We start from the raw sequence: 21,153 nt of genomic DNA on the forward strand, positions 1-21,153 counted from the left end.
GCCAGATGCGATGCGGGTGAGGGGTTACGCTCCCTCGTGGGACCTGTGCCCCCTCACCCGCGCCTGCGGCGCGACCTCTCCCCGTTGGGGAGAGGTGAAAGACCGGACGCACCATGTGACAGCCGACGATCAATGGTAGAGCGCAAAACCTCGCCCGCCGTCGAGGCCAGCCTGACGGCTCTCGCCGTCAGCCTGCGCGGCGTGACGAAGGCCTATGACAACGGCGTCATGGCACTCGGCCCGTTCGACCTCACTGTCCGCAAGGGCGAGTTCATCTCGCTGCTCGGCCCGTCCGGCTGCGGCAAGTCGACGGCGCTGCGCATCATCGCAGGGCTCAGTGCGCCGTCATCGGGCACCGTGCGGGTGGCACGTCACGAGGGCTCGGTGCAGCCAGGCCATGTTCGACCAGGGCACGGCATCGGCTTCGTGTTTCAGGAACCGACCCTGATGCCCTGGACCAGCGTCCGCGAGAACGTGCGGCTGCCCTTGAGGCTCGCAGGCGTGCCGAAGGCGGAAGCGCGCGCGCGCGCCGACGCGGCGCTCGCCAGCGTCGGGCTCGCCGATTTCGCCGATGCCTATCCGCGCGAGCTCTCCGGCGGCATGAAGATGCGGGTGTCGCTGGCGCGCGCGCTCGTCACCGATCCCGACATTCTGCTGATGGACGAGCCGTTCGCCGCGCTCGACGAGATCACGCGCTTCCGCCTCAACAACGATCTGCTCGTCCTGTGGCGCCGCCTTGGCAAGACCGTCATCTTCGTCACCCATTCGGTGTTCGAATCGGTCTATCTGTCGCAGCGCGTGGTGGTGATGACGGCCCGGCCCGGCCGCATCCAGGCTGACATCCGCATCGAGACGGTCGAGCCGCGCGGGGAGGAGTTTCGCACCTCGGTCGCCTATTCCGATTATTGCCGAAGAGTGTCGGCCGCGCTGGCGCCGTCGTATTCGGGACAGTCGACGTTATGAACGCGCAAGTTCCCATCACCGCAAGATCGTCCGGCGCGCAGCGCGCGATGCGCTTCGTGCTTCCCGTCATCGTGTTCGCGGCCGGCCTCGTCGCCTGGGAACTCGTGGTTCGCATCAAGGGCATCCCGCCTTACGTGCTGCCGGCGCCGTCCGTCATCGTCCTGACGCTGATCAAGGACTGGGCGGTGCTGTCACAATCGCTCGCCACCACGCTGCTGACCACGCTCGAAGGTTTTGTCGCCGCCAGCGTCGGCGGCATTGCGCTTGCGCTTGTGTTCAACCAGTCGAAATGGGTGGAATACTCGCTGTTCCCCTATGCCATTGTCCTGCAGGTAACGCCTGTGATCGCGATCGCGCCGCTGCTCCTGATCTACCTGGAGCAGCAGACCGCGGTCGTGGTCTGCGCCTTCATCGTCGCGTTTTTCCCGGTGCTGTCCAACACCACGCTCGGGCTGAATTCGGTCGATCGCAATCTCGCCGGCCTGTTCCAGCTCTATGGTGCCTCGCCACAGCAAGCGCTGCGCTTTCTCAAGCTGCCTTCGGCACTGCCCTACATTCTCGGAGGGCTGCGCATCGCCGGCGGCCTGTCGCTGATCGGTGCGGTCGTGGCCGAGATCGCGGCGGGAACAGCCGGCGCCGGCTCCGGGCTGGCCTACAGAATCGCCGAGTCCGGCTATCGCTTGAACATACCCCGCATGTTCGCAGCGCTGCTTTTGTTGTCGCTGGCCGGGATTGTCATCTATGGGGTGCTGGCGCTAGTTTCCCACCTCGTTTTACGGCGCTGGCATGAGAGCGCGCTTGGAAAGGAAGACTGATGGCTGCCGGTTCGATTTCGTCCGAAAAGATCGACCTTCTGATCTATGGGCCGGTGCGGCCGATCCTCGAGAACGGCTTTTCCGATCATTTCATCGTGCACAAGGCGGAGACGCGCGGCGATCTCGAGCGCCTGACGCCGGCGGTCCGCGACAAGATCCGCGGCGTCGCCGTGACCTATCACACCGTGCGCGCGGACAGGGATTCGCTGTCACAGCTGCCGAAGCTGGAGATGGTGGCGAGCTTCGGCGTCGGCTACGACCATGTCGACGCCAAATATGCGGCCGAGAATGACATCGTCGTCACCAACACGCCCGACGTGCTCACTGAGGAGGTCGCCGACGTCGCGATGGGCCTTCTGATCGCGACCTTGCGCGAATTCATCAAGGCCGACCGTTATGTGCGCTCCGGCCTCTGGCAGACGCAGAACTATCCGCTCAGCGTCGGCTCGCTGCGCGACCGCAAGGTCGGCATCGTCGGCATGGGCCGGATCGGCCAGGCCATCGCGCGCCGTCTCGATGCCTCGCTGGTGCCGGTGGTCTACCACTCGCGCAATCCGTCCAAGGACGTCTCCTACAAGCATTACCCCGACCTGATCGAGATGGCGAAGGCGGTGGACACGCTGATGGTGATCGTGCCGGGCGGCGCCGCTACGAACAAGATGATCAATGCCGAGGTGCTGAAGGCGCTCGGCCCGCGCGGCGTGCTGGTCAACGTCGCGCGCGGCTCGGTGGTGGACGAGCCGGCGCTGATCCAGGCGCTGAAATCAGGCGCCATCCTCGCCGCCGGCCTCGACGTGTTCGCGGCCGAGCCGAGCGTGCCGGACGAGCTCAAGACCATGCAGAACGTCGTGCTGCTGCCGCATATCGGTTCGGCCTCGGTGGTGACGCGCAACGCGATGGACCAGCTCGTGGTTGACAATCTCAAAGCCTGGTTCGCCGGCAAGGCGCCGCTGACGCCGGTGGCGGAAACGCCGGTCAAGGGGCGCTGATGAGAGCTCTTCGGGTCGTTGCATTCGCCGTCGCGGCCTACCTGGCCGCAATCGGCGTTGCGCATGCACAGGAGGCGACGACCCTGAAGAAGCAGATGCCCGGGCAGTGGGAGCTCTCGACCACCGAGCGCAGCAAGACCTGCGTCGTCACGCTCAAGAGCGATGCGGCGCTGCAAGGCTTCAAGCTGGAACTGGAGCCGGCCTGCAAGACCGCGCTGCCCTTCACCAAGGATATCGTCGCCTGGAGCGTGAAGGGCCTCGACATCGTCCGATTGCAGGACGCGACCGGCGAAGCGGTGATCGACTTCACCGAGGTCGAGTCCGGCATCTTCGAGGGTCTGCGCCAGGGCGAGGGCGTCTACATCCTGCAGGATCTCGCTGCCGCGCGTTCGATGGCGAAGTCGATGGACCAGATGATCGGCGACTGGTCGATGGTGCGCGGCAACGGCCAGCCGGTCTGCGGGCTGACGCTGACCAACACCGAAGCCGGCCCGGACAATTTCCAGGTCTTCCTCAAGCCGAGATGCGACGCGACGATTGCGCAGTTCAACCCGACGCAATGGCGCCTCGAGCGCGGCCAGATCATCCTGATGTCGACATCGGGCGAGATCTGGCAGTTCGAGGCCGACGACCACGCGCAGTGGCGGCGCGTCCCCGACACCGCCGATCCCCTGATCATGCTTCGACAATAGGCGCTTCCGGCGATTGCGCGGTGGTTGGGTGATGCGGGACGAGTTTGGGTTCAGTCGATGCCAGCCGGCCGGGTGTTCACCTCTCCCCGCCGGGGAGAGGTGGACACCGACCCGAGCCCAATTCATCGTGTCTTACGTCGTCAGCTTCGGCGGCGGCGCGGTGCCTTGCGCCCATTTCTCCATCTTGCCGAGCACGCCCCAGACGGCGAGCGCGAGCGAGATCGGCATCGCGACCTGGCCGAGGCCGGGCACGGCAGTCACGATCGTTCCGAGCAGTCCGGCAAGGCCGCCTGCATTGGGGCTTGCCGTCACCGACGAGAGCAGCGCGGTGAGCAGCGAGCCGCCGATACCGAGCGCGGTCTTCTTGCCGTCGAGCAGCTTGCCGATGGTCTCGCCGAGTGCGCCGTTGACCTGGCCCAGCATGGGCTTGCCGCCGCCCGTGTTGAGCAGGGTGCCGAGCAGGTCGACGATCTGTTTCAGCTGATCGACGGGGGCAGCGCTCGTCGGGGTGACTGGTCCTGGCACGGGCGCCTTCTTGTTGATGAGGGAGAAAAGCCGTTCGAACAGGCTGATCGGGTCGTTCGTGGCAGGCAATGTGTTGCTCGGCACGATTGCTGGCAGCGTCGCGCCGCCGGCCGACGGTCGCAGCAATTGCGCGAGGTCCTCCAGCCGCTTCAGGATCTGTGACAGGTCGCGCGCCTGCACCGGGCCACCAGACTGCGTCGCGCGGGTGATTGCGGCGACCGTGGCCGCATCGAGAAGCCCGGTATCCCTCAGGCCGTTCTGTTGCTGAAACTGCGAGACGGCGGCCCTGGTCTTTGGTCCGCTGATGCCGTCCTCGGCGAGCGGCGGATTGGTGCCGAGCGTGTTGAGCGCCTGCTGCATGAGAGTGATCGTCGAGGCCACTTCGTCCTCGGGCTCGGTGCGGCCGGCGAACTGCGGGCTGCCGTCGATCGTGATCGAGGAATCGAGAGACATCATCGCATGCAGGACCACCGCCGTGCCGAGCTGTGAATCGACGTGGTTGGAGTCGAACACATGGTCGCGGACGTACTTTCCCGCCCTTGCCTCCGGCGGGCCGTACAGCGTCGAGCCGCCATAGAGATAGGGCGAATTGACGCTCTTGGCCTGATAGCCGAAGCCGTTGAACGCCTCGAGCCGGAACAGCATCCGCGCGATACCCCAATCGTACGCTCCAATGAAGTTCTGGATTCTGAACGCGTCCACGGCGCCGTCCACGAACGTGGCGAATGGTCCGCGCCCTTTCGGAACGATCGTCGTCACGCGGTGGAGTGACTGGCCGTTGCCGAGATAGGTGTCGAAATCGAAGTTGGATTCGCGGTAGTGGCAGAGCGCGGCAAAGTACCACGGAACGCCCGTCAACCGCTCGATCTGCTGGTATGTCGCCTTGCCGTTGAGGGCCTTGCGGGCCACGGCATTCACCTCGGCGAGGCGTCCTTGCCGGATCTCGAGACCGGCCCAATTCCGCTCATACTGGTTCTTCAGATTCTCGAATGAAATCATTTTTCGCTCCCGCAAATTGAATGAAGTCTCGACTCCTCGTGCAAGCCGAAGTGAACCGGCTGCCGTGATCGGCGCGTGACGCCAGCGTGATCTCCCGAGAATCTGGCAGCCCGCCGGCCCGGCGTGTGTGAAATGGCTTACAGCGCTGCGGTAAAATCACCGGTAGAATGTGAAGCCCGGCGCGATCACCGTTGCGGGAACCGGCACGGCTGTCCACCGTTGGCGATGAGACGGTCCGGCAAGGAGTCCTGCATGGCCAAGCGCGTCCTCGCGATCGGCATCGAACCCGGCAATGCGGACTACAGTGCGTTTCCGCAGATCACGCCGGAACTCGTGCGCGGCCATATCGAGGCGCAGCTGTTGCGCCTGCGCGATCTCGGCTTTGAGGTCACGAGCTGCCTGATCGATCTCGACGCGGCGGCCGAAGCCGGGGTTACGGCGGCGCTGCAGGATGAGAGCTTCGACTGCATCGTCATCGGCGCCGGCCTGCGCGAGCCGAAGGAGCGCCTGCTGCTGTTCGAGAAGGTGCTCAACCTCGTCCATCGCATGGCGCCGAACGCCGTGATCTGCTTCAATACAACGCCTGCCGACACCGCCGAGGCGGTGCAGCGTTGGGTCGAACCGTGAGAGCTGGCGATGGTTAGCGGTATTGTTGCCGAGCGGTCATCGGGTGCACTAGGCGTGAAGTTGGTTCAGTTGACTGCGCGCGCATGGACGACCTCGCGCGCCTCGACCGGGCGCACGTCGGACGCATCAAGAGTCACAACGGCAACCGTGTCCCCCGATAGGGTCATGAACTCGACCTCGAAGGCTTCGCCTTCTTGATGCACCAGGACGACGGTGCCCACGTCACCGGCGGTTAGCCGTTCCGAAGGAACATCCCGCTTCAACACGACAAGATCTAGTTCATTGATGATCAGTACCAATCCTCCTCGGTACCAAGGTCACCAAGCGTGGGACGCTTTCCTGAGGCTCCTCTAGATCAACCGCATCCCCCGCAAACTCGCATGCCCGCTCCTGCCGACGATGATGTGGTCGTGCACCGCGATTCCGAGCGGTTTTGCGATGTCGATGATCGCCTTCGTCATCTGGATGTCGGCCTGAGATGGCGAGGGATCGCCTGAGGGGTGGTTGTGCACCAGGATCAGGGCGGTCGCGGAGAGTTCAAGCGCGCGCTTGATCACCTCGCGCGGATAGACCGGCGTGTGGTCGACGGTACCGGTCTGCTGCACCTCGTCGGCGATCAGCTGGTTGCGCTTGTCGAGGAAGAGCAGGCGGAATTGCTCCTTGTCGGCGAACGCCATGCTGGTGCGGCAATAGTCGATCACCTCGTTCCAGGACGACAGCGCGTTGCGGCTGTTGACCCCGCCCTTGGCGACGCGATGCGCCGCCGCGGCGATCAGCTTCAGCTGGTTGATCGCGGATTCGCCGATACCGTCGACCTCGCGCAGCCGCGCCACCGGGGCATGGACGACCTCGGCGAAGGAGCCGAACGTCCTGATCAGCGTCTTCGCCAGCGGCTTGGTGTCGCGCCGCGGCAGCGCCGGAAACAGCGCCATCTCCAGCAGCTCGTAGTCGCTGAGCGCATCCGCGCCCGCGCTGTAGAAGCGCTCGCGCAGCCGCCCGCGATGGCCGTGATAGTGCGGCGCGTCCTCAGGCTTGCTCTTGTCGTGGTCGGACTTGGCGGGCATCGGCCGCCAGCATTGCCCCGTCGGGGGAATTTTTCAATCGGCAATTGTAGTCACCTCATGGCTTCCGCATGGGTGTGGTCACCGCTATGACTCCCATGACGATGAGCGTCATGCCGGCCAGCATCGACCAGGTGAAGCTCTCGCCAAGGAGCGTGGTCCCAAGTGCCACGGCGAAGCCCGCGCGCAGATAGCTGCCGCTCGTCGTGCCGAGCGGGCCGAGCGTGCGGATCAGGCGGAAATAGATCACCATTGCGAGCGCGGTACAGACGATGGCAAGGCCAAGCACCGCCGCGATCGCCTGTCTCGTCGGCGCCAGCGTCCAGGGCTGATCGAGGACAGCGGCTATGGGCAGCATCAGGGCTGCGGCGCAGCTCATCGCGCCGGCTGCCGCGACGATCGCGGGAAGGCTCGCGAACCGCTGCCCCCAGATCGGCGCGAGCGCGTAGCAGAAGCTCGCGGCCAGGACGGCTGCCTGTGCCAGCGGCGCTGCGGTGCCGATCCCCGAGAGTGCGTTGACCCCCATGGTCAGGGCAACGCCTGCCAGGCCGAGAGCAACACCGATGATCTTTCGGCCGCCGATCGCCTGTCGTCCGCGCCCGGTCATCATCGCGATCGCAAGCACGAATATCGGCGGGGTCGCATTGAGCACGCCGGCGAGGCCGCTTGTGATATGCGCCTCGCCCCAACTGATCAGGGTGAAGGGCAGCGCGCTCTGCAGCAGCCCCTGCACGACGAACGCCACCCACATCGACCCATGGCGCGGCAGGGTGTATCCCTGCGTGGCTGCGATCAGGACCAGGAGAATGGCCGCGATCGTCACCCGCGCGGCGACCATCGTGAACGGCGGAATCGTCGGGATTGCAATCTTGATGAGCGTGAACGAGCTGCCCCAGACCAAGGAGAGAAGCAGCAGGAGCCCGATCTCGAATGCGAGACGGGTTTGTCCTGACGTCGTCTGTTGCGCCTGTATGCTCACGCGATCTGCTCCCGGATCCGTCGACACCATGATCGGGAGCGGCGATGCAGGCTGGCTGAATTCGGACCTCATCGCCCGGTCGAGTCCGATTTCAGCTACTCGGCGGCGCGCCTTGAAACTATGTTTTCGCCATGACGATAGGCTCTGCGCATCGGCAAACGCTGCCACCGCATCTCGATTGGGAAACCTGCGATCGGGCGCGGCTCGCGCGGGCGCGCGCCTTCGACGGCCTGTTCTTCTCCGGCGTCCGCTCGACGCGCATCTATTGCCGGCCGGTGTGTCCGGTTCGGCCGGCGCGCTCGGAGAACGTCACCTTCTATGCGACCGCGGCGGCCGCCGAGCGGGCGGGCTTTCGCCCGTGCCTGCGCTGCCGGCCGGAAGCTGCGCCCGGCTCGCCGGCGTGGATGGGAACGGCCACCACCGTCGCGCGCGGCATGCGGCTGATCCACGACGGTTTTCTGGATCGGGCGTCCATGACGGATCTTGCGGATGCGCTTGGCGTCGGGCCGCGCCATCTCCTGCGTCTTTTCATGCGCCATGCCGGGGCGAGCCCCAGCGAGATCGCGGCAACGCGGCGCGTGCAGGAAGCCAAGCGTCTGATCGACCAGACCGACATGACGTTGGCGGAGATCGCCTTCGCCGCGGGATTCGGCAGCGTTCGGCGCTTCAACGACGCGTTTGTTGCGACCTACAAGAGGACGCCATCGTCATTCCGCCACCGGCGATAGGGCGGTACGAAGCACCGAACTACGGCGCGCAATTGCGCACCTGAAAATCTCGAGATTCCGGGCTCGCGACTTCGTCGCGCCCCGGAATGACGACGGAGATGGACTGGTGTCGGCAATCACCCGATCTGCTTCTCGCCGTGCCGCTTCGACAGCGTGAAGATCTCGACGCCTGTCGCGGTGACGCCGACCGAGTGCTCGAACTGCGCCGACAGCGAGCGGTCGCGGGTGACCGCGGTCCAGCCGTCGGAGAGAATCTTCACATGCGGCTTGCCGAGATTGATCATCGGCTCGATGGTAAAGAACATGCCGGGCTTGAGCTGCACGCCCTCGCCGGGCCGGCCGACATGGATGATGTTCGGCTCGTCGTGAAACATGCGCCCGAGCCCATGGCCGCAGAAATCGCGAACCACACTCATGCCCTGCGGCTCCACGAAACTCTGGATGGCGTGGCCGATGTCGCCGGTGGTGGCGCCGGGCTTCACGGCGGCGATGCCGCGCATCATCGCTTCATAGGTGACTTCGATCAGCCGCTCGGCCTTGCGCGCGATCGGGCCGATCGCGTACATCCGGCTGGAATCGCCGTACCAGCCGTCGACGATGAAGGTGACGTCGATGTTGACGATGTCGCCTTCCTTCAGCGGGCGGTCGCCGGGCATGCCGTGGCAGACCACGTGGTTGAGCGAGGTGCAGGTCGAGTAGCGGTAGCCGCGATACATCAGCGTCGCCGGATAGGCGCCATGGCTGAAGGCGAAGTCGCGGACGAATTCGTCGATCTTCGAGGTCGGCACGCCTGGGCCGACGATGTCAGTGAGCTCGTCGAGGCATTTTGCCACCAGCGCGCCCGCCTTGCGCATGCCGGCGAAGGCGCTCGGCCCATGCAGCTTGATCTGTCCGGTCTTGCGCAGGGAGGTATCGTTGGCTTCGACGTAGCTCATGCGTGTCTGGTCTTTTCGGGTCTGGTCTCGATATCGGTGGAAAGGCTTGATTTCAGGCCCTAATTTAACGATTGCCGGCCTTCATGCAAGCCGAGGCAGAGCGTTTTCGAGCGAAGTGGCTACCGGTTCGCGTGAAGAAAACGCGTCAAAACAAGAGCCTTGCCGGCCTCGGGTGCGAAAGCGGCCTAATTCGGCACTTCTACGGTGGTTTCCACCGGCAGGACGCCGCCGCGGATGCGGATTTCGCGGACGGGGTAGGGAACCCGGATGCCCTCTCGCTTGAACGCATCCCACAGCTCCAGCATCACGTCGCTCTTGACCTTGTCCATGCCGTCGGGGTCGGCGATCCAGAAGGTCAGTGAGAACTTCATCCCGGCTTCCGCGAACTCGGTCAGGACGCAGGTCGGCGGCTTGCCCTTCTGCGCGCGCGGATGGGCGGCGGCGGTCTCGGCGGCGAGGGTGCAGACAAGGCGGGGGTCGGCATCGTAATTCGTGCCGAAGGCGATCTTCACCAGCGTGTTCTTGTCGGTATAGGTCCAGTTGACAACCTTCTGCGTCACCAGATCCTCGTTCGGCACCAGGAATTCGCGGCCGTCGCCGGCGGCGACGGAAATATAGCGCGTCTTCATCGCGCTGATGCGACCGGTATTGTCGCCGATGGTGACGAGATCGCCGGGCTTCACCGACTTGTCGGCGAGCAGGATGATGCCCGAGATGAAATTGGCCACGATCTTCTGCAGGCCGATGCCGATGCCGACGCCGACCGCGCCGGAGAACACCGCGATCGCCGACAGGTCGATCCCGACGGTGCCGAGCGCGATCACGATCGCGACGGCGAGCAGCCCGATGCGGATGATCTTGACCAGCAGCACCTGCACCGACGGCGTCAGATCGGTGGTCGCATTGATCCGGCTCTCGGCGAAATTGCTCGCGATGTTGGTGAGCCACAGCGCGATCAGCAGCAGCGCGCCGGCCTTGAGCGCCAGCAGCGGGGTCAGCCTGAGGCCGCCGAGCACGATCGCGAAGGAATCCAGCAGGTCGACCGTCGCATCGAGCTGGCCGAGGATGGAGAGCGCGGCGACGAGCCACGCCGTGATCGACACCAGCTTGACGATGAAGGCGTTGCGCAGCACCGAGGTCACGAGCCGGATCACGAGCCAGGCGAAGCCCAGCTTGGCCGCGACCATCAAGAGATAGCTGCGGCTCGGCCAGGTCGCGTGGTACATCACCACGCGCGAGATGATCACGAGCAGCGTGAACACCGCCGTCGAGGCGCTGGAGACCATCACCCGGGCGAAGTGGCGGAGCGGCAGCGGCCAGCGCATCGCCAGCGAGGTCATGTCGACGCGGCTGCGAATCGCGGCCTCCGCGGCATAGGCGATGCCGGCCGCGGCCAGGATGAGGCCGAATTGCAGGTAGAACCAGGGTGAGGAGATCTCCGCCCCGACGCTGCGTGCGGTCGTCTGCACGAACTCCATGAAGTCTTTGAGGTCCATGTCCATCGGTCTCGTCGGCAAGCGGGCGAATTGATTCGGGGGAGCCCGAGAATCCCATAGAGGGCGCGGCCCGGCCATCGATACACCGCGAAGTGAAGCGCGTTAAGGCCGTAAAATACGGCCAGATCGCCGCGAGCCGCAGAAAATGGGTTGGCGCGCGAGTCCGCCGACGATAAGGATGCAATTCCAGCGATTTGTACCCGGAAGGTGGATGGCCTCCCTCGACTCCGTCAGTCTCGCCATATTGCTCGGCGCCGTCCTCGTCATGGCCGGCATCCTCTCGAGCTTGCTCGCGCTGCGCTTCGGTGCGCCCCTGCTGCTCGTCTTCCTTGCGATCGGCATGCTCGCTGGCGATTCCGGCCCTGGCCAGCTCCAGTTCGACGACGTCCGCACCACCTATCTGGTCGGCTCCGTCGCGCTCGCCTTGATCCTGTTCGACGGCGGCCTGCGCACGCGCTTTGCCAGCATCCGCACCGTGCTCGCGCCGTCCGTGGTGCTTGCGACCGTCGGCGTGCTGCTGACCGCGCTGATCACGGCGCCGTTCGCGAAATACGCGCTCGACCTGAACTGGACGGAGTCGCTGCTGGTCGGCGCCGTGGTGGCCTCGACCGACGCGGCCGCCGTGTTCCTGCTGGTGCACACCCAGGGCCTGCGCCTGCGCCCGCGCGTCGGCGCGACGCTGGAGGCGGAATCCGGCACCAACGACCCCTTCGCGATCTTCCTCACGCTCATGCTGGTGGAATACATCTCGATCGGCTCGAGCTCGCCCGGCCATGTGCTGACGGAATTCGTCCTGGAGGCAGCGCTGGGCGCCATTGTCGGTGTCATCGGCGGACGCCTGGTCGTGATCGCCCTCAACCAGGTGGCGCTGCCGCAGGGCCTGCACGCCCCGTTCGTGGCCACAGCTGCGCTCGTGATCTTCGGCGGCTCGCAGATCATGCACGCCTCCGGCTTCCTCGCGGTCTATCTCGCCGGCATTATCATCGGCAATCGGCCGACGCGCGCGCATAATTCGGTGGTGACCTTCCTCGATGCCGCGACCTGGCTGGCGCAGATCGTGATGTTCGTGCTGCTCGGCCTGCTGGTCTCGCCGAGCCGGCTCGGCACCACCGTGTTGCCGGCCGTCGCCGTCGCGCTCGTGCTGATGCTGGTGGCGCGGCCGCTCGCGGTGTTCGTGTGCCTTTCGCCGTTCCGCTTCAACTGGCGCGAGAAGATCTTCATCGCCTGGACCGGGCTGCGCGGCGCGGTCGCGATCTTCCTGGCCTCGATCCCGATGCTGGTCGGGCTGTCCAAGGCCTATCTCTATTTCGACGTCGCCTTCGTCGTCGTCATCATCTCGCTCCTGCTGCAAGGCTGGACGCTGGCGCCCGCCGCCCGCAAGCTGCACGTGGCGCTGCCGCGCGCCGAGCGCGGCCCGCGGCGCGTCGAGCTCGACCTGCCCGGCCAGCTCGAGCAGCAGCTGGTCGGCTATCCGGTGCGGCCCAAGAGCCTGTATTTCCGCCGCGGCCTGATCCCGTCCTGGTCCAAGCCGACGCTGGTGATCCGCAACGAGAACATCCTGACGCCGGTGGAAGCCGACCCGATCGCGCCCGGCGACTACATCTATCTGCTGGCCCCGACGGAAAAGGCCGAGTCGCTCGACCGCTTCTTCGTCGACATGCAGCCGGGCACGGCGCCGGATCCGCATCTGCTCGGCGACTTCATGGTCTCCGGCGAGCACACGCTCGCCGAGCTCGCCGAGATCTACGGCGTCAAGGTCGGTGAAGACGAAGGCAACCTGACCCTGGCCGACTATTTCGACGTCCATCTCGACCGCGCGCCGAAGGAGGGCGCCGAGCTCGCCCTGGACGAGATCGTCCTCGTCGCGCGCTCGATCTCCGGCGGCCGCGTCAATCTCGTCGGCTTGCGTCTGCCGGAAGAAGACGAGACACCCGAGCCGCTGACGCGCGCGCAGGCGCTGCGGAAGAAGCTCGCGGAGCTGTGGACCTCGGTAGCGGGGGTCTAGCCTCCTCTCGTCATTCCGGGGCGCGCGTCAGCGCGAACCCGGAATCCATTTATCCTCTGAACGAGCGGCGAGATGGATTCCGGGCTCGCCCTTCGGGCGCCCCGGAATAACGAGATGGGACAACCGCCACCAAATCGCCGCAACCGCTGAAGATTCGCGCGGCCTCGTGACTGTGGAACCCGGAACGCTCCGCGGCGTCGCTCGTTTTTCGCGCGACAGTCAACGTCTTTGACAGGAGCAGTTCCATGCGCAAGTTCATCTTGCCAGCCATCGTCGCCATCGGCCTCGGCGCAGCGGCGCCGGCAATGGCCTATGACACCGGCGATCAGATCTCGATGCAGGTCGCGCTCGATGTCGCGAGCGATCTCGGCGTCGTGACGGTCTCGCACACGAACTTCCTTGGCGATGAATGGGAGATCGAGGGTCGCGACCGCGCGGGCCGCTGGATGGAGGTCGACGTCGATGCCCGAACGGGCGAGGTCCGCAATGTCGACCGCGGCTGGTAGCTGAAAAGAAGCACTGTGGCCCGGATGGAGCGCAGCAGCGAAATCCGGGCTATCGCCGCCTCACGCCAGCACCTTGACCCCGCCGAACGACGTCACGCGGCCCTGCTTCAGCAAGACGATCTGCGTCGCGAGCTGGCGCAGCTCGGCAGCGTCGTGGCTGACATAGACCATCGGCACGTTGGCTTCATCCCGCAGCCGCACCAGATAGGGCAGGATCTCGAGCTTGCGGCCCTCGTCGAGCGCGCCGAGCGGCTCGTCGAGCAGCAGCAGGCGCGGCTTCGACAACAGCGCGCGTCCGAGCGCGACGCGCTGGCGCTCGCCGCCCGAGAGCTTTCCGGGACGGCGATCGAGCAGCGCACCGATGTCGAGCAGGTCGATGATGCGCTTGTGCTGGGAGAGATCGGGCGGCAGGCGGTTCATCCGCCGTCCATAGTCGAGATTCTGCGCGACGTTGAGATGCGGAAACAGCCGCGCGTCCTGGAACACATAGCCGATGCGGCGGCGCCAGGCCGGGACATGGATGCCGGCCGCGGTGTCGTCGACGGTTTCGCCGTCGATCACGATGGTGCCGCGGTCGGGCCGCAACAGTCCTGCGATCATGTTGACCAGTGACGTCTTGCCGGCGCCCGAGGCGCCGAACAGGCCGATGGCACGGCCTTCGCTGGCGAAGGATGCATGCAGCGAGAATTCGCCAAGCTGCTTTTCGACGTCGACGCGCAGCATGTTCAGTTTCCGTGCAGGCGCGCAGTGGCGCGGCGGGCGAACCACTCGGCGGCGATCAATGCGCCCAGCGCCAGCACGATCGAGACGATCACCAGCCGTCCCGCCGCGGCATCGCCGTCCGGCGTCTGGATCAGCGAATAGATCGCCGAGGAAATCGTCTGGGTCTCGCCGGGAATGTTGGAGACGAAGGTGATCGTCGCGCCGAACTCGCCGATCGCCTTGGCAAAGCCGAGAACCATGCCGGCGAGCACGCCGGGCAGCGCCAGGGGCAGCGTCACCGTAAAGAACACTTTCCACGGCGCGGCGCCGAGTGTCTCGGCGGCCTGTTCGAGCCGGCGATCGATCGCCTCGATCGACAGCCGCATCGGGCGGACCAGCAGCGGAAACGCCATCACGCCGCAGGCCAGCGCCGCGCCGGTCCAGCGGAATGAAAAGACGATGCCGAGATGGTCGGCGAGGAAGCCGCCGACGAGGCCGCGGCGGCCGAACGTCAGCAGGAGCAGATAGCCGGTGACGACGGGCGGCAGCACCAGAGGCAGATGCACGACGGCGTCGAGCAGCGACTTGCCCCAGAAATCACGCCGCGCGAGCAGCCACGCCAGCGCGATGCCGAATGGCGTCGCCACCAGCGTTGCGATGATGGCGACCCTGAGCGAGAGCAGGATCGCCGTCCATTCGGCAGGAGAGATGTCGGACATCAAGCCGCAGGCATCAAGTCGTGGGACTGACCAGGAACCTGAAGCCGTACTTTTCAAAAATGGACTTGGCCGCCGAGGAGCGCAGGAAGGCCAGATAGCCGCTGGTCTCACCCTTCGCGGTCGTGGTCGCGGCGACGGGATAGACGATCGCGGGATGCGAAGCCGCCGGGAAGGTGCCGATGGTTTTCACGCCGGGCTCGACCTTTGCATCGGTCGAGTAGACGATGCCGAGACTGGCTTCGCCGCGGGCGACCAGCGTCAGCGCGGCGCGGACGCTCTCGGCCATGGCGAACTTCGGCTCCGCGGCCTGCCAGGCGCCGAGCTTCTCCAGCGCGGCCTTGGCATATTTGCCGACCGGCACGGACTTGACGTCCCCGGTCGCGATCCTGCCGTCGCCGGCGAGCTTGGCGAGATCGAAGCCTTGCGCGATGTTGACGTCGTCGATCCTGGCATCCTTCGGCGCGATCAGCACGATGCTGTTGCCGAGCAGGTTGACCCGGGTCGGTTCGTTGATGGTCTTCTTGGCGATCGCGTAGTCCATCCAGTCGGTGTCGGCCGAGACGAACACGTCGGCCGGTGCGCCCTGCCCGATCTGCTTGGCGAGCACCGAGCTTGCCGCATAGCTGACGCTGAACTTGATGCCGGTCTTGGCGGTGTAGGCGGCGTCGATCTCGTCCAGTGCGTTCTTCATCGAGGCGGCGGCGAACACGGTGATGGTCTTGTCCTCGGCGGCGGCGGGCGAGAGGGCCGCGCCAGCGAGGATCATGAAGGCAGTGAAAAGTCCTGAAATGCGTAACATGGGGAGCGCTCCGTGCGAGTCCGCGCGCGCAAGATGCACGCGCAAGTCCGGCGTTGGGTGGGTTGATGCGACGGGTGGAAGCGCCGCTCCACGGGGCCCGGCAGCGGCTTACGACCGGCAGGGATATCGCTCCAGGCAAACATAGCAGGCCGAGGCGTCAGGTCAAAGGGCGACCGTTTGGTCAATTTAACGGCGCCTATTGCGCCGGCAGGATCGCGATCGAGACCGAATTGTCCCTGGCGCCGCTGACCTGGAGCACGAAGGGCTGCGCCGAAAGCTGGTATTTCATGGTCTTGCGGATGCCCTCGCAATCGGTCGCGCCGCTGAAGGCCACGGGCTTGAGGGCATGCCCATCCTGGACCACGTCGACCCAGGCGCCAGTGGACAGGCTGATCGTGTAGAGTCCGGCCTTGGCGGACTTGACGCTGGTAAATCCTGCAAAGGTGCCGTCCTTCGGCGCGCGCTCCGGCGTCGTCGGCAGCCTTGCTTCACTCGGGACAACCAACTCCAGCGTGATGGCCGAGGACGGTAATGCCGCCTGCTCGCTTCCCGAGGCGAGCTTGGTGCGATCGGGTGCCGTGAGCGCGGCGCGCTCGCGCTCGATCGGCCATCCGAACTTGTCGCAACCGCTGGGTTCTTCGGCGGCGAAAGCGGAGGTCGCGCTGATCGTGAATGCAGCGAGCAGGGGGAAGACGCGCATGTGAAATCCCATCGTTGGCCACGCGACGGCGCGAGGCTTGCTGTCAGGCTTGTTGGTCAGGGAGGCGCGTCCCGAGAGGGCCGCGGGCTTACGACACAGCGGCAAGGCATTCTAGCGTACTTGGGAGGCGCGCACCAACCAACGAGTTCGTCATCCCGGATCTGCGCTGACGCTTGTCGGGGACGACGGCGGTGGGGGACGCCAGCCCGCATGCCACTGCTTACGGCCTCGCATCCGCCGCGTGCAGCACGACCTTGCACACCGCCGGCTCCCGCGCCGCAATCTGCACGGCTCCTTCGACTGTGGATTTGTCCTAGAAGGGGAAGGCGGCCTGCGCCTTGGCACTCCAGAGCGTGTAGTCGCGGCCCAACCCGCCGACTTCACCACCGAGCGAGACCCGCGGTCCTCCTGCGAATGTCATCGCCGCGCCCGAGGTGACGCGCGCCGACCATGACTGGAGGACGACGAGCGGAACCGTGGCGATCGAGGAAAGCCCGCTGGTATCGGTCCCGTCCTGGCTGAAATAGTAGTCGGCGTAGATGCCGACATAGGGCGCCACGGTGAGATTGGACCCGATCATCCAGGACCGCGCGGCCTTCAGGCCGGTGCTCGCGCGACCGGAGGAGAAATTTCGGTCGGTCTGCGCAGTACCAAGGCTGTCCGTATAGCCATCCTGATGCTCCCACAGCGCATAGAGGCGCGCGGACGGTTCGAGGTCGACATCGGCCAGCCGGTAGTTGCCGGTCAGGCCCGCCGATACGAGCACGCGCCGGCCGGGCAACGAAGCCGCGGCTGTCCCGGCCGTCAGCGAATAGTCGAGTCCAGTATAGGCCACGGCGACATCGAGGCGGAGACGATTCCAGAACCGCCAGCCGAGATAGGCGCCGCCAGTCCAGCCGTCGCCGCGCAGCCGGGCGGTGAGAAACGCCGAGTCATATCGGAAGTTCTCGTAACCGACGAGCATGCCGATCAGGACGTCGGGCGTCAGCCTGCGGGTCAGGCCGGCCGTCACATTGATCTGACCGCCGGAGAGATCGTTCGCGGTGCCGGAGTTGTTGCGAATGCCCCCTCCGCGCACATCGATCCAGGCCTGCCAGTCGCGCTGCGTGACGCGCGGCGACGCTTTCGTCACCGGCCGGGCGCTACCCGCGTAAGCGAGCGCCGAGAAGGCGTCGTCGACCCGGTCGTTTGTCGGCGACCGCATGGGCCCGAACGGTCCTGGTCTGCCACGGTCATCGTCGGCCGCGGCGAAGTTGAACCGCATGCCGTCACCGTTCGACATCACCGGCGATGGATTGTCGGAGAAGCCGTCCGCGATCGCGCCATCGATGGCGCCGGAGATGGCTTGGCCCGAAATCTGCGCCACAGTCCTGGTCGCGACGATCTGCATCGACCGCAGCTTGCTGCTGTCGGCCGGCACGTTCACCATCTGGGCAAGCGCTGCGGACGTAGACCCGGAGAAACCGGGGCCGGCATTATATGTCGCCGTGATGTTGTGCGTCCCGACCGAGAGCGATGCCGTCGTCAGGGTGGCAACGCCCCCGCTCAGGGCAACGGTACCGAACACGATGCCGCCGTCGCTGAAGGTCATCGTGCCGGACGGAGAACCGCCGCTGCTTGCCACCGATGCACTGAATGCCACGGCCTGCCCGGACTGGCTCGGGTTCGGCGACGACGTCAGGGTCACCGACGTGCTGGCGTTGGTATAGGTGAAGCCGGCGGAGAGCGTGCTGCTGCCGACATTGTTCGTGACGACCACATCTACCGCCCCCGCGGCATGCGCCGGGACGACGGCGGTGATCTGCGTGCCGCTGTTGACGGTGAAGGAGGTCGCTGCGCTGCTGCCGAACGCCACGGCCGTGGCAAAAGTGAAGCCAGTGCCGGTGATGACGACTGACGTGCCGCCCAGCGCCGCGCCGGTGTTCGGGCCGACCGAGGAGACCGTCGGCGCCGGCGCATTGACGCAGAGGCTGGCGACACTATCCGCCGGATAGAGCGTGCCGCCGAAATGCAACGTGTCCGATGTATCCGCCGGCACGACGTAGGTGAAAGCCGTTGTGGTCGGACCCGCCAAGACCGCGAACGCCGTACTGTCTATCAGAGACATGAAACTGTTCCCGGAATTGTTCGTAAGGGTGAGCGTGATCGTGTCGCCTCGGACAAACCCTGTCCCCGGCGTGACCACGCCGAGGGATGTGATGCTGATCGCATCACAGCCGGGCGAAGCCATTGCGGCATCCATGCAACAAAACGCCGCGCACAGCGATGCCAGCGCCACCAACGCCTTCCGAACGATCCGCATTCCAGTCCCCCGGTCTGTCGCGCCAGAGGCGCGGCAGACGTGCCGCAAGTCCGATCCCGCTGCGTAGCAGGCAGCTCGGTGGGGCAATGTGCCCAGAATCTCATGCTCACATCTCGGGCGAATGCTGGTGCCGAAACGACACAATCACCGGCAGCAGACGGCCGCTGCCAACCCATCGTCGGTTGCGTGTCGCTGTTCGGCTGAGTACAGATGAAAGACGAGTTTGGCGCCCGGCCGGGGCACCAGCAGATAAGGCCACGCGACCTTGCCGCGTTGAGCTGCGATGCGGATGAAGGACATATGAGCGAGCTGCCAGTGGCCGCCCCCGGAATCGGCAGACAGGCGCTGGAGGCACTTCGCGCGGCGACATCGGATATCTGCGACGTCATCCCGCTGAACGCGCCGGACGACTTTTACCTGTTGTCCGCGACGAAGATGACCGGCGAGGGCATGCTGGTCGAGAGCGTTTCGTCGCCGCTCGAATATGATCGTACCGCCGCGCATATCGCGCGTGGCGGTCTCGATCATTATCACATCACCCTTTGCTTCCACGGACAGATACGGTTTGCCTCGGGACGCCGCGAAATCGCCCTGCGCCCCGGTGACGTCTGCCTGATCGACATGGCGCAGCCGAACCGCACCTGGCTGATGGGGGCGGGCGGGGAACGTTCGCGGCAGACCTCGCTGATCCTGCCGCGTCCGGTGCTCGCCCCGCGGCTGGCGCACCCGGATTCTTCAACGGCGACGCTTCTGCCGGGATGCGATCGTCGTGCGCGTCTCCTCGCCGATCAGTTTGCGGCGCTTTGGCAACAACCTGAAACCGCCGACGCAGCCGCCGTGACCGCGGCGATCGTCGATGGCATATGCGACGTCATCGCGGAAGTCGCGGGCCGCGCGGCCGACGCTCATGGCGATGCCGGGCGGGCGGAACGCCGACTGCTCCTGGCGGCGATCAAGCAGCATATCGACGCCAATCTCCACACCGGCGCGCTCAGTGCTGACGATCTCTGCAGCCGCTTTCGATTGTCTCGCGCCAGCCTCTACCGGCTGTTCGAGTCCGATGGAGGTCTTGCGCACTATGTGCAGGATCAGCGACTCAATCGCGCTTTGCTTCTGCTCATTTCGCCGGCGGCGCGGAGCAAACGCTTGATCGATCTCGCGGTCGAACTTCAATTCAGCGGCGATTCCACCTTTGTCCGGGCCTTCCGCCGCCAGTTCGGCCTGACGCCGGGCGAAGTCAGGGACCGCGCCGAGGCATGGTCCCGTGAAACGAGCGCGGCCGACGGCCCGCTCCATGTTCTCGGCCGGCGGTGATTCCCTAAAGCCGTGGCGGCGGCGTAGCTTACGGTTTCGCGTCGCCCGCGTGCAGCACCGCCCTGCAGGCCGAGGGCATCTGCGCCAGCGTCATCGGCGGCTTCGGTTTTGGCGGCTCCGGCGGCGGCTTGGGGTGCAGCACCGCATCGGAGAACCAGTAGGCGAGGTCGGCGGGTTTGCAGCCTTCGTCGTCGGCCTGTGACGGCTGGCCCTCGCATTCGCCGGCCCCCGGCGGGCAGCGCATGCGGATGTGGAAGTGGTAGTCGTGGCCCCACCACGGCCGGATCTTCGACAGCCATGCGCGATCGCCCTTGGCCTCGCGGCACAACGCCTTCTTGATCGCGGCGTTGACGAAGATGCGCTGCACGGCGGGCTCCCGCGCGGCATCGCGCAGCACCAGCACATGGCCAGGCGTGAATACCTTGGGATCGACGTCGAGCCGGTCCTGGCGCACCATCATCACGGCCGACATGTCCTCACGCTCCTCGCGCGAGAGCCGGCGGTCCGGCATCGGCGTCAGCCAGATGTCCGCATCGAGGCCGATCTGGTGGCTGGCATGGCCGGACAGCGCCGGCCCGCCGCGCGGCTGGGCGATGTCGCCGACCAGGATGCCGGGCCATCCCGCGTCCTTGTGCGCCTTCGCCGCGAGCCGCTTGATCAGTGCGATCATGTCCGGGTGGCCGTAGCTGCGATTGCGCGACAGCCGCATCACCTGCCAATGGTCGCCGTTGACCGGAATCTGCACCGCGCCGCCGATGCAGCCTTTGGTGTAGGAGCCGATGACATGGGCCGGCCCCTTCGACGGCAGCAGCTTTCGCGCGAACAGTTCCTTGGCGGGGAGATCGGGGTCGTTCGGATTGGCGAGCGGCGGCAGCGGCCTCGGGTTGATGCTGCCCTTGTCCTGGGCCAGCGCGCCGCCGGCAGCCAGGAGAGCGAGCGAGAGCAGGAGGAGGGTGCTGCAGCGGCGATTCATGCTGACGTCCTTATAGCCCAATGCTGCATCAGGGTTAAGGACGAGGCTTTGCGCGCGCCGCAACCTCACGACGGATGATCTCACCCGAATCGCGTCTCAAACGGCCGTTTCTTAACGGTGCAATAACCGTATCCCGCATTGACCAAAATTCGTGCGCGGAGGGAGGAATATCCGCGGACCGCATGCAATCGCGTGCGATTTCGGAACGGATTCAAGCGCGCGCGCAATTTTGCACCAGATCGCCCATTGCTTGCGGTGCCGGACTGAGTTCGAAGGCGCTTGGCGCCGCAGCCGCGCCGCGCAAAGAGGCAGCAAGGTCCGCCT

General features: G+C 65.8%; 22 protein-coding genes. 10 read left to right on the plus strand and 12 right to left on the minus strand.

Annotated features, from left to right (window positions below; genetic code table 11):
* Nucleotides 1-132 precede the first annotated feature (132 nt).
* From ACSHT2_RS23040 to ACSHT2_RS23055, 4 genes are read left to right on the plus strand one after another with little or no spacing between them, the layout of a single operon-like run.
* On the plus strand, nt 133-963 hold the full coding sequence (locus ACSHT2_RS23040) for an ABC transporter ATP-binding protein (RefSeq protein ID WP_440636702.1): 831 nt from the start codon (nt 133-135) through the stop codon (nt 961-963).
* Entirely contained in the window at nt 960-1,778 is an 819-nt protein-coding gene (locus ACSHT2_RS23045; RefSeq protein WP_440636703.1) for an ABC transporter permease, read from the plus strand. The genes ACSHT2_RS23040 and ACSHT2_RS23045 overlap by 4 nt, the downstream gene beginning before the upstream one ends.
* Entirely contained in the window at nt 1,778-2,767 is a 990-nt protein-coding gene (locus ACSHT2_RS23050; RefSeq protein ID WP_440636704.1) for a 2-hydroxyacid dehydrogenase, read from the plus strand. The genes ACSHT2_RS23045 and ACSHT2_RS23050 overlap by 1 nt, the downstream gene beginning before the upstream one ends.
* On the plus strand, nt 2,767-3,459 hold the full coding sequence (locus ACSHT2_RS23055) for an AprI/Inh family metalloprotease inhibitor (protein WP_440636705.1): 693 nt from the start codon (nt 2,767-2,769) through the stop codon (nt 3,457-3,459). The genes ACSHT2_RS23050 and ACSHT2_RS23055 overlap by 1 nt, the downstream gene beginning before the upstream one ends.
* Before the next feature lie 132 nt (nt 3,460-3,591).
* Here ACSHT2_RS23055 and ACSHT2_RS23060 read toward each other — a convergent pair whose 3' ends face one another.
* Entirely contained in the window at nt 3,592-4,983 is a 1,392-nt protein-coding gene (locus ACSHT2_RS23060) for a peptidoglycan-binding protein (RefSeq protein ID WP_440636706.1), read from the minus strand.
* A 252-nt stretch (nt 4,984-5,235) separates the two neighbouring features.
* Here ACSHT2_RS23060 and ACSHT2_RS23065 point away from each other — a divergent pair, with 252 nt between their 5' ends.
* Entirely contained in the window at nt 5,236-5,610 is a 375-nt protein-coding gene (locus ACSHT2_RS23065; RefSeq protein ID WP_440636707.1) for a hypothetical protein, read from the plus strand.
* Between the two features lie 65 nt (nt 5,611-5,675).
* On the opposite strand, the gene ACSHT2_RS23070 is transcribed toward ACSHT2_RS23065, so the two are convergent.
* Genes ACSHT2_RS23070 through ACSHT2_RS23080 form a run of 3 tightly spaced genes read right to left on the minus strand, consistent with a single transcriptional unit; the run spans nt 5,676 to nt 7,650 of the window.
* On the minus strand, nt 5,676-5,909 hold the full coding sequence (locus tag ACSHT2_RS23070; RefSeq protein ID WP_440636708.1) for a DUF4926 domain-containing protein: 234 nt from the start codon (nt 5,907-5,909) through the stop codon (nt 5,676-5,678).
* A 51-nt stretch (nt 5,910-5,960) separates the two neighbouring features.
* On the minus strand, nt 5,961-6,674 hold the full coding sequence (gene radC / locus ACSHT2_RS23075) for a RadC family protein (protein ID WP_440636710.1): 714 nt from the start codon (nt 6,672-6,674) through the stop codon (nt 5,961-5,963).
* Between the two features lie 55 nt (nt 6,675-6,729).
* Entirely contained in the window at nt 6,730-7,650 is a 921-nt protein-coding gene (locus ACSHT2_RS23080; RefSeq protein ID WP_440636711.1) for a DMT family transporter, read from the minus strand.
* Between the two features lie 131 nt (nt 7,651-7,781).
* Between ACSHT2_RS23080 and ACSHT2_RS23085 the strand changes: the two genes are divergently transcribed.
* Nucleotides 7,782-8,378 (plus strand): bifunctional transcriptional activator/DNA repair enzyme AdaA, encoded by a 597-nt coding sequence (locus tag ACSHT2_RS23085; protein ID WP_440636712.1) that lies wholly within the window; start codon nt 7,782-7,784, stop codon nt 8,376-8,378.
* 116 nt (nt 8,379-8,494) lie between these two features.
* Here ACSHT2_RS23085 and map read toward each other — a convergent pair whose 3' ends face one another.
* Nucleotides 8,495-9,313 carry a type I methionyl aminopeptidase gene (gene map / locus ACSHT2_RS23090; RefSeq protein ID WP_440636714.1) on the minus strand — a complete coding sequence of 273 codons (819 nt, stop codon included), beginning with the start codon at nt 9,311-9,313 and terminating at the stop codon, nt 8,495-8,497.
* A 185-nt stretch (nt 9,314-9,498) separates the two neighbouring features.
* Nucleotides 9,499-10,815: a mechanosensitive ion channel family protein gene (locus ACSHT2_RS23095; RefSeq protein ID WP_440636715.1), complete on the minus strand. Its 1,317-nt coding sequence runs from the start codon at nt 10,813-10,815 to the stop codon at nt 9,499-9,501.
* Nucleotides 10,816-11,020: 205 nt separating this feature from the next.
* Here ACSHT2_RS23095 and ACSHT2_RS23100 point away from each other — a divergent pair, with 205 nt between their 5' ends.
* Nucleotides 11,021-12,814: a potassium/proton antiporter gene (locus ACSHT2_RS23100; RefSeq protein WP_440636716.1), complete on the plus strand. Its 1,794-nt coding sequence runs from the start codon at nt 11,021-11,023 to the stop codon at nt 12,812-12,814.
* Nucleotides 12,815-13,059: 245 nt separating this feature from the next.
* The gene (locus ACSHT2_RS23105) at nt 13,060-13,320 is read left to right on the plus strand and encodes a PepSY domain-containing protein (protein WP_370137570.1); all 261 of its coding nucleotides are present in this window, start codon (nt 13,060-13,062) and stop codon (nt 13,318-13,320) included.
* 60 nt (nt 13,321-13,380) lie between these two features.
* On the opposite strand, the gene modC is transcribed toward ACSHT2_RS23105, so the two are convergent.
* From modC to ACSHT2_RS23130, 5 genes are all read right to left on the minus strand, one after another.
* Nucleotides 13,381-14,043 (minus strand): molybdenum ABC transporter ATP-binding protein, encoded by a 663-nt coding sequence (gene modC / locus ACSHT2_RS23110; RefSeq protein ID WP_440636718.1) that lies wholly within the window; start codon nt 14,041-14,043, stop codon nt 13,381-13,383.
* A gap of 2 nt (nt 14,044-14,045) precedes the next feature.
* Nucleotides 14,046-14,741 carry a molybdate ABC transporter permease subunit gene (gene modB / locus ACSHT2_RS23115; RefSeq protein WP_061882530.1) on the minus strand — a complete coding sequence of 232 codons (696 nt, stop codon included), beginning with the start codon at nt 14,739-14,741 and terminating at the stop codon, nt 14,046-14,048.
* 13 nt (nt 14,742-14,754) lie between these two features.
* On the minus strand, nt 14,755-15,540 hold the full coding sequence (gene modA, locus ACSHT2_RS23120; RefSeq protein WP_440636720.1) for a molybdate ABC transporter substrate-binding protein: 786 nt from the start codon (nt 15,538-15,540) through the stop codon (nt 14,755-14,757).
* 196 nt (nt 15,541-15,736) lie between these two features.
* A complete protein-coding gene (locus ACSHT2_RS23125; RefSeq protein WP_440636721.1) occupies nt 15,737-16,240 on the minus strand; it encodes a hypothetical protein in 504 nt (167 codons plus the stop codon).
* 313 nt (nt 16,241-16,553) lie between these two features.
* Entirely contained in the window at nt 16,554-18,347 is a 1,794-nt protein-coding gene (locus ACSHT2_RS23130; RefSeq protein ID WP_440636723.1) for an autotransporter domain-containing protein, read from the minus strand.
* 91 nt (nt 18,348-18,438) lie between these two features.
* On the opposite strand from ACSHT2_RS23130, the gene ACSHT2_RS23135 reads away from it, so the two are divergent.
* Both ACSHT2_RS23135 and ACSHT2_RS23140 read left to right on the plus strand, forming a co-directional pair.
* Nucleotides 18,439-18,609 (plus strand): hypothetical protein, encoded by a 171-nt coding sequence (locus ACSHT2_RS23135; protein WP_440636724.1) that lies wholly within the window; start codon nt 18,439-18,441, stop codon nt 18,607-18,609.
* A gap of 368 nt (nt 18,610-18,977) precedes the next feature.
* Complete coding sequence (locus tag ACSHT2_RS23140; protein ID WP_440636726.1) at nt 18,978-19,856, plus strand: helix-turn-helix domain-containing protein; 879 nt, start codon at nt 18,978-18,980, stop codon at nt 19,854-19,856.
* 28 nt (nt 19,857-19,884) lie between these two features.
* On the opposite strand, the gene mepA is transcribed toward ACSHT2_RS23140, so the two are convergent.
* The gene (gene mepA, locus ACSHT2_RS23145) at nt 19,885-20,829 is read right to left on the minus strand and encodes a penicillin-insensitive murein endopeptidase (RefSeq protein ID WP_440636728.1); all 945 of its coding nucleotides are present in this window, start codon (nt 20,827-20,829) and stop codon (nt 19,885-19,887) included.
* Nucleotides 20,830-21,153: the final 324 nt, after the last annotated feature.

Origin of the sequence: Bradyrhizobium sp. PUT101, from assembly GCF_052043945.1 — a bacterium.
Classification (GTDB): Bacteria; Pseudomonadota; Alphaproteobacteria; order Rhizobiales; family Xanthobacteraceae; genus Bradyrhizobium.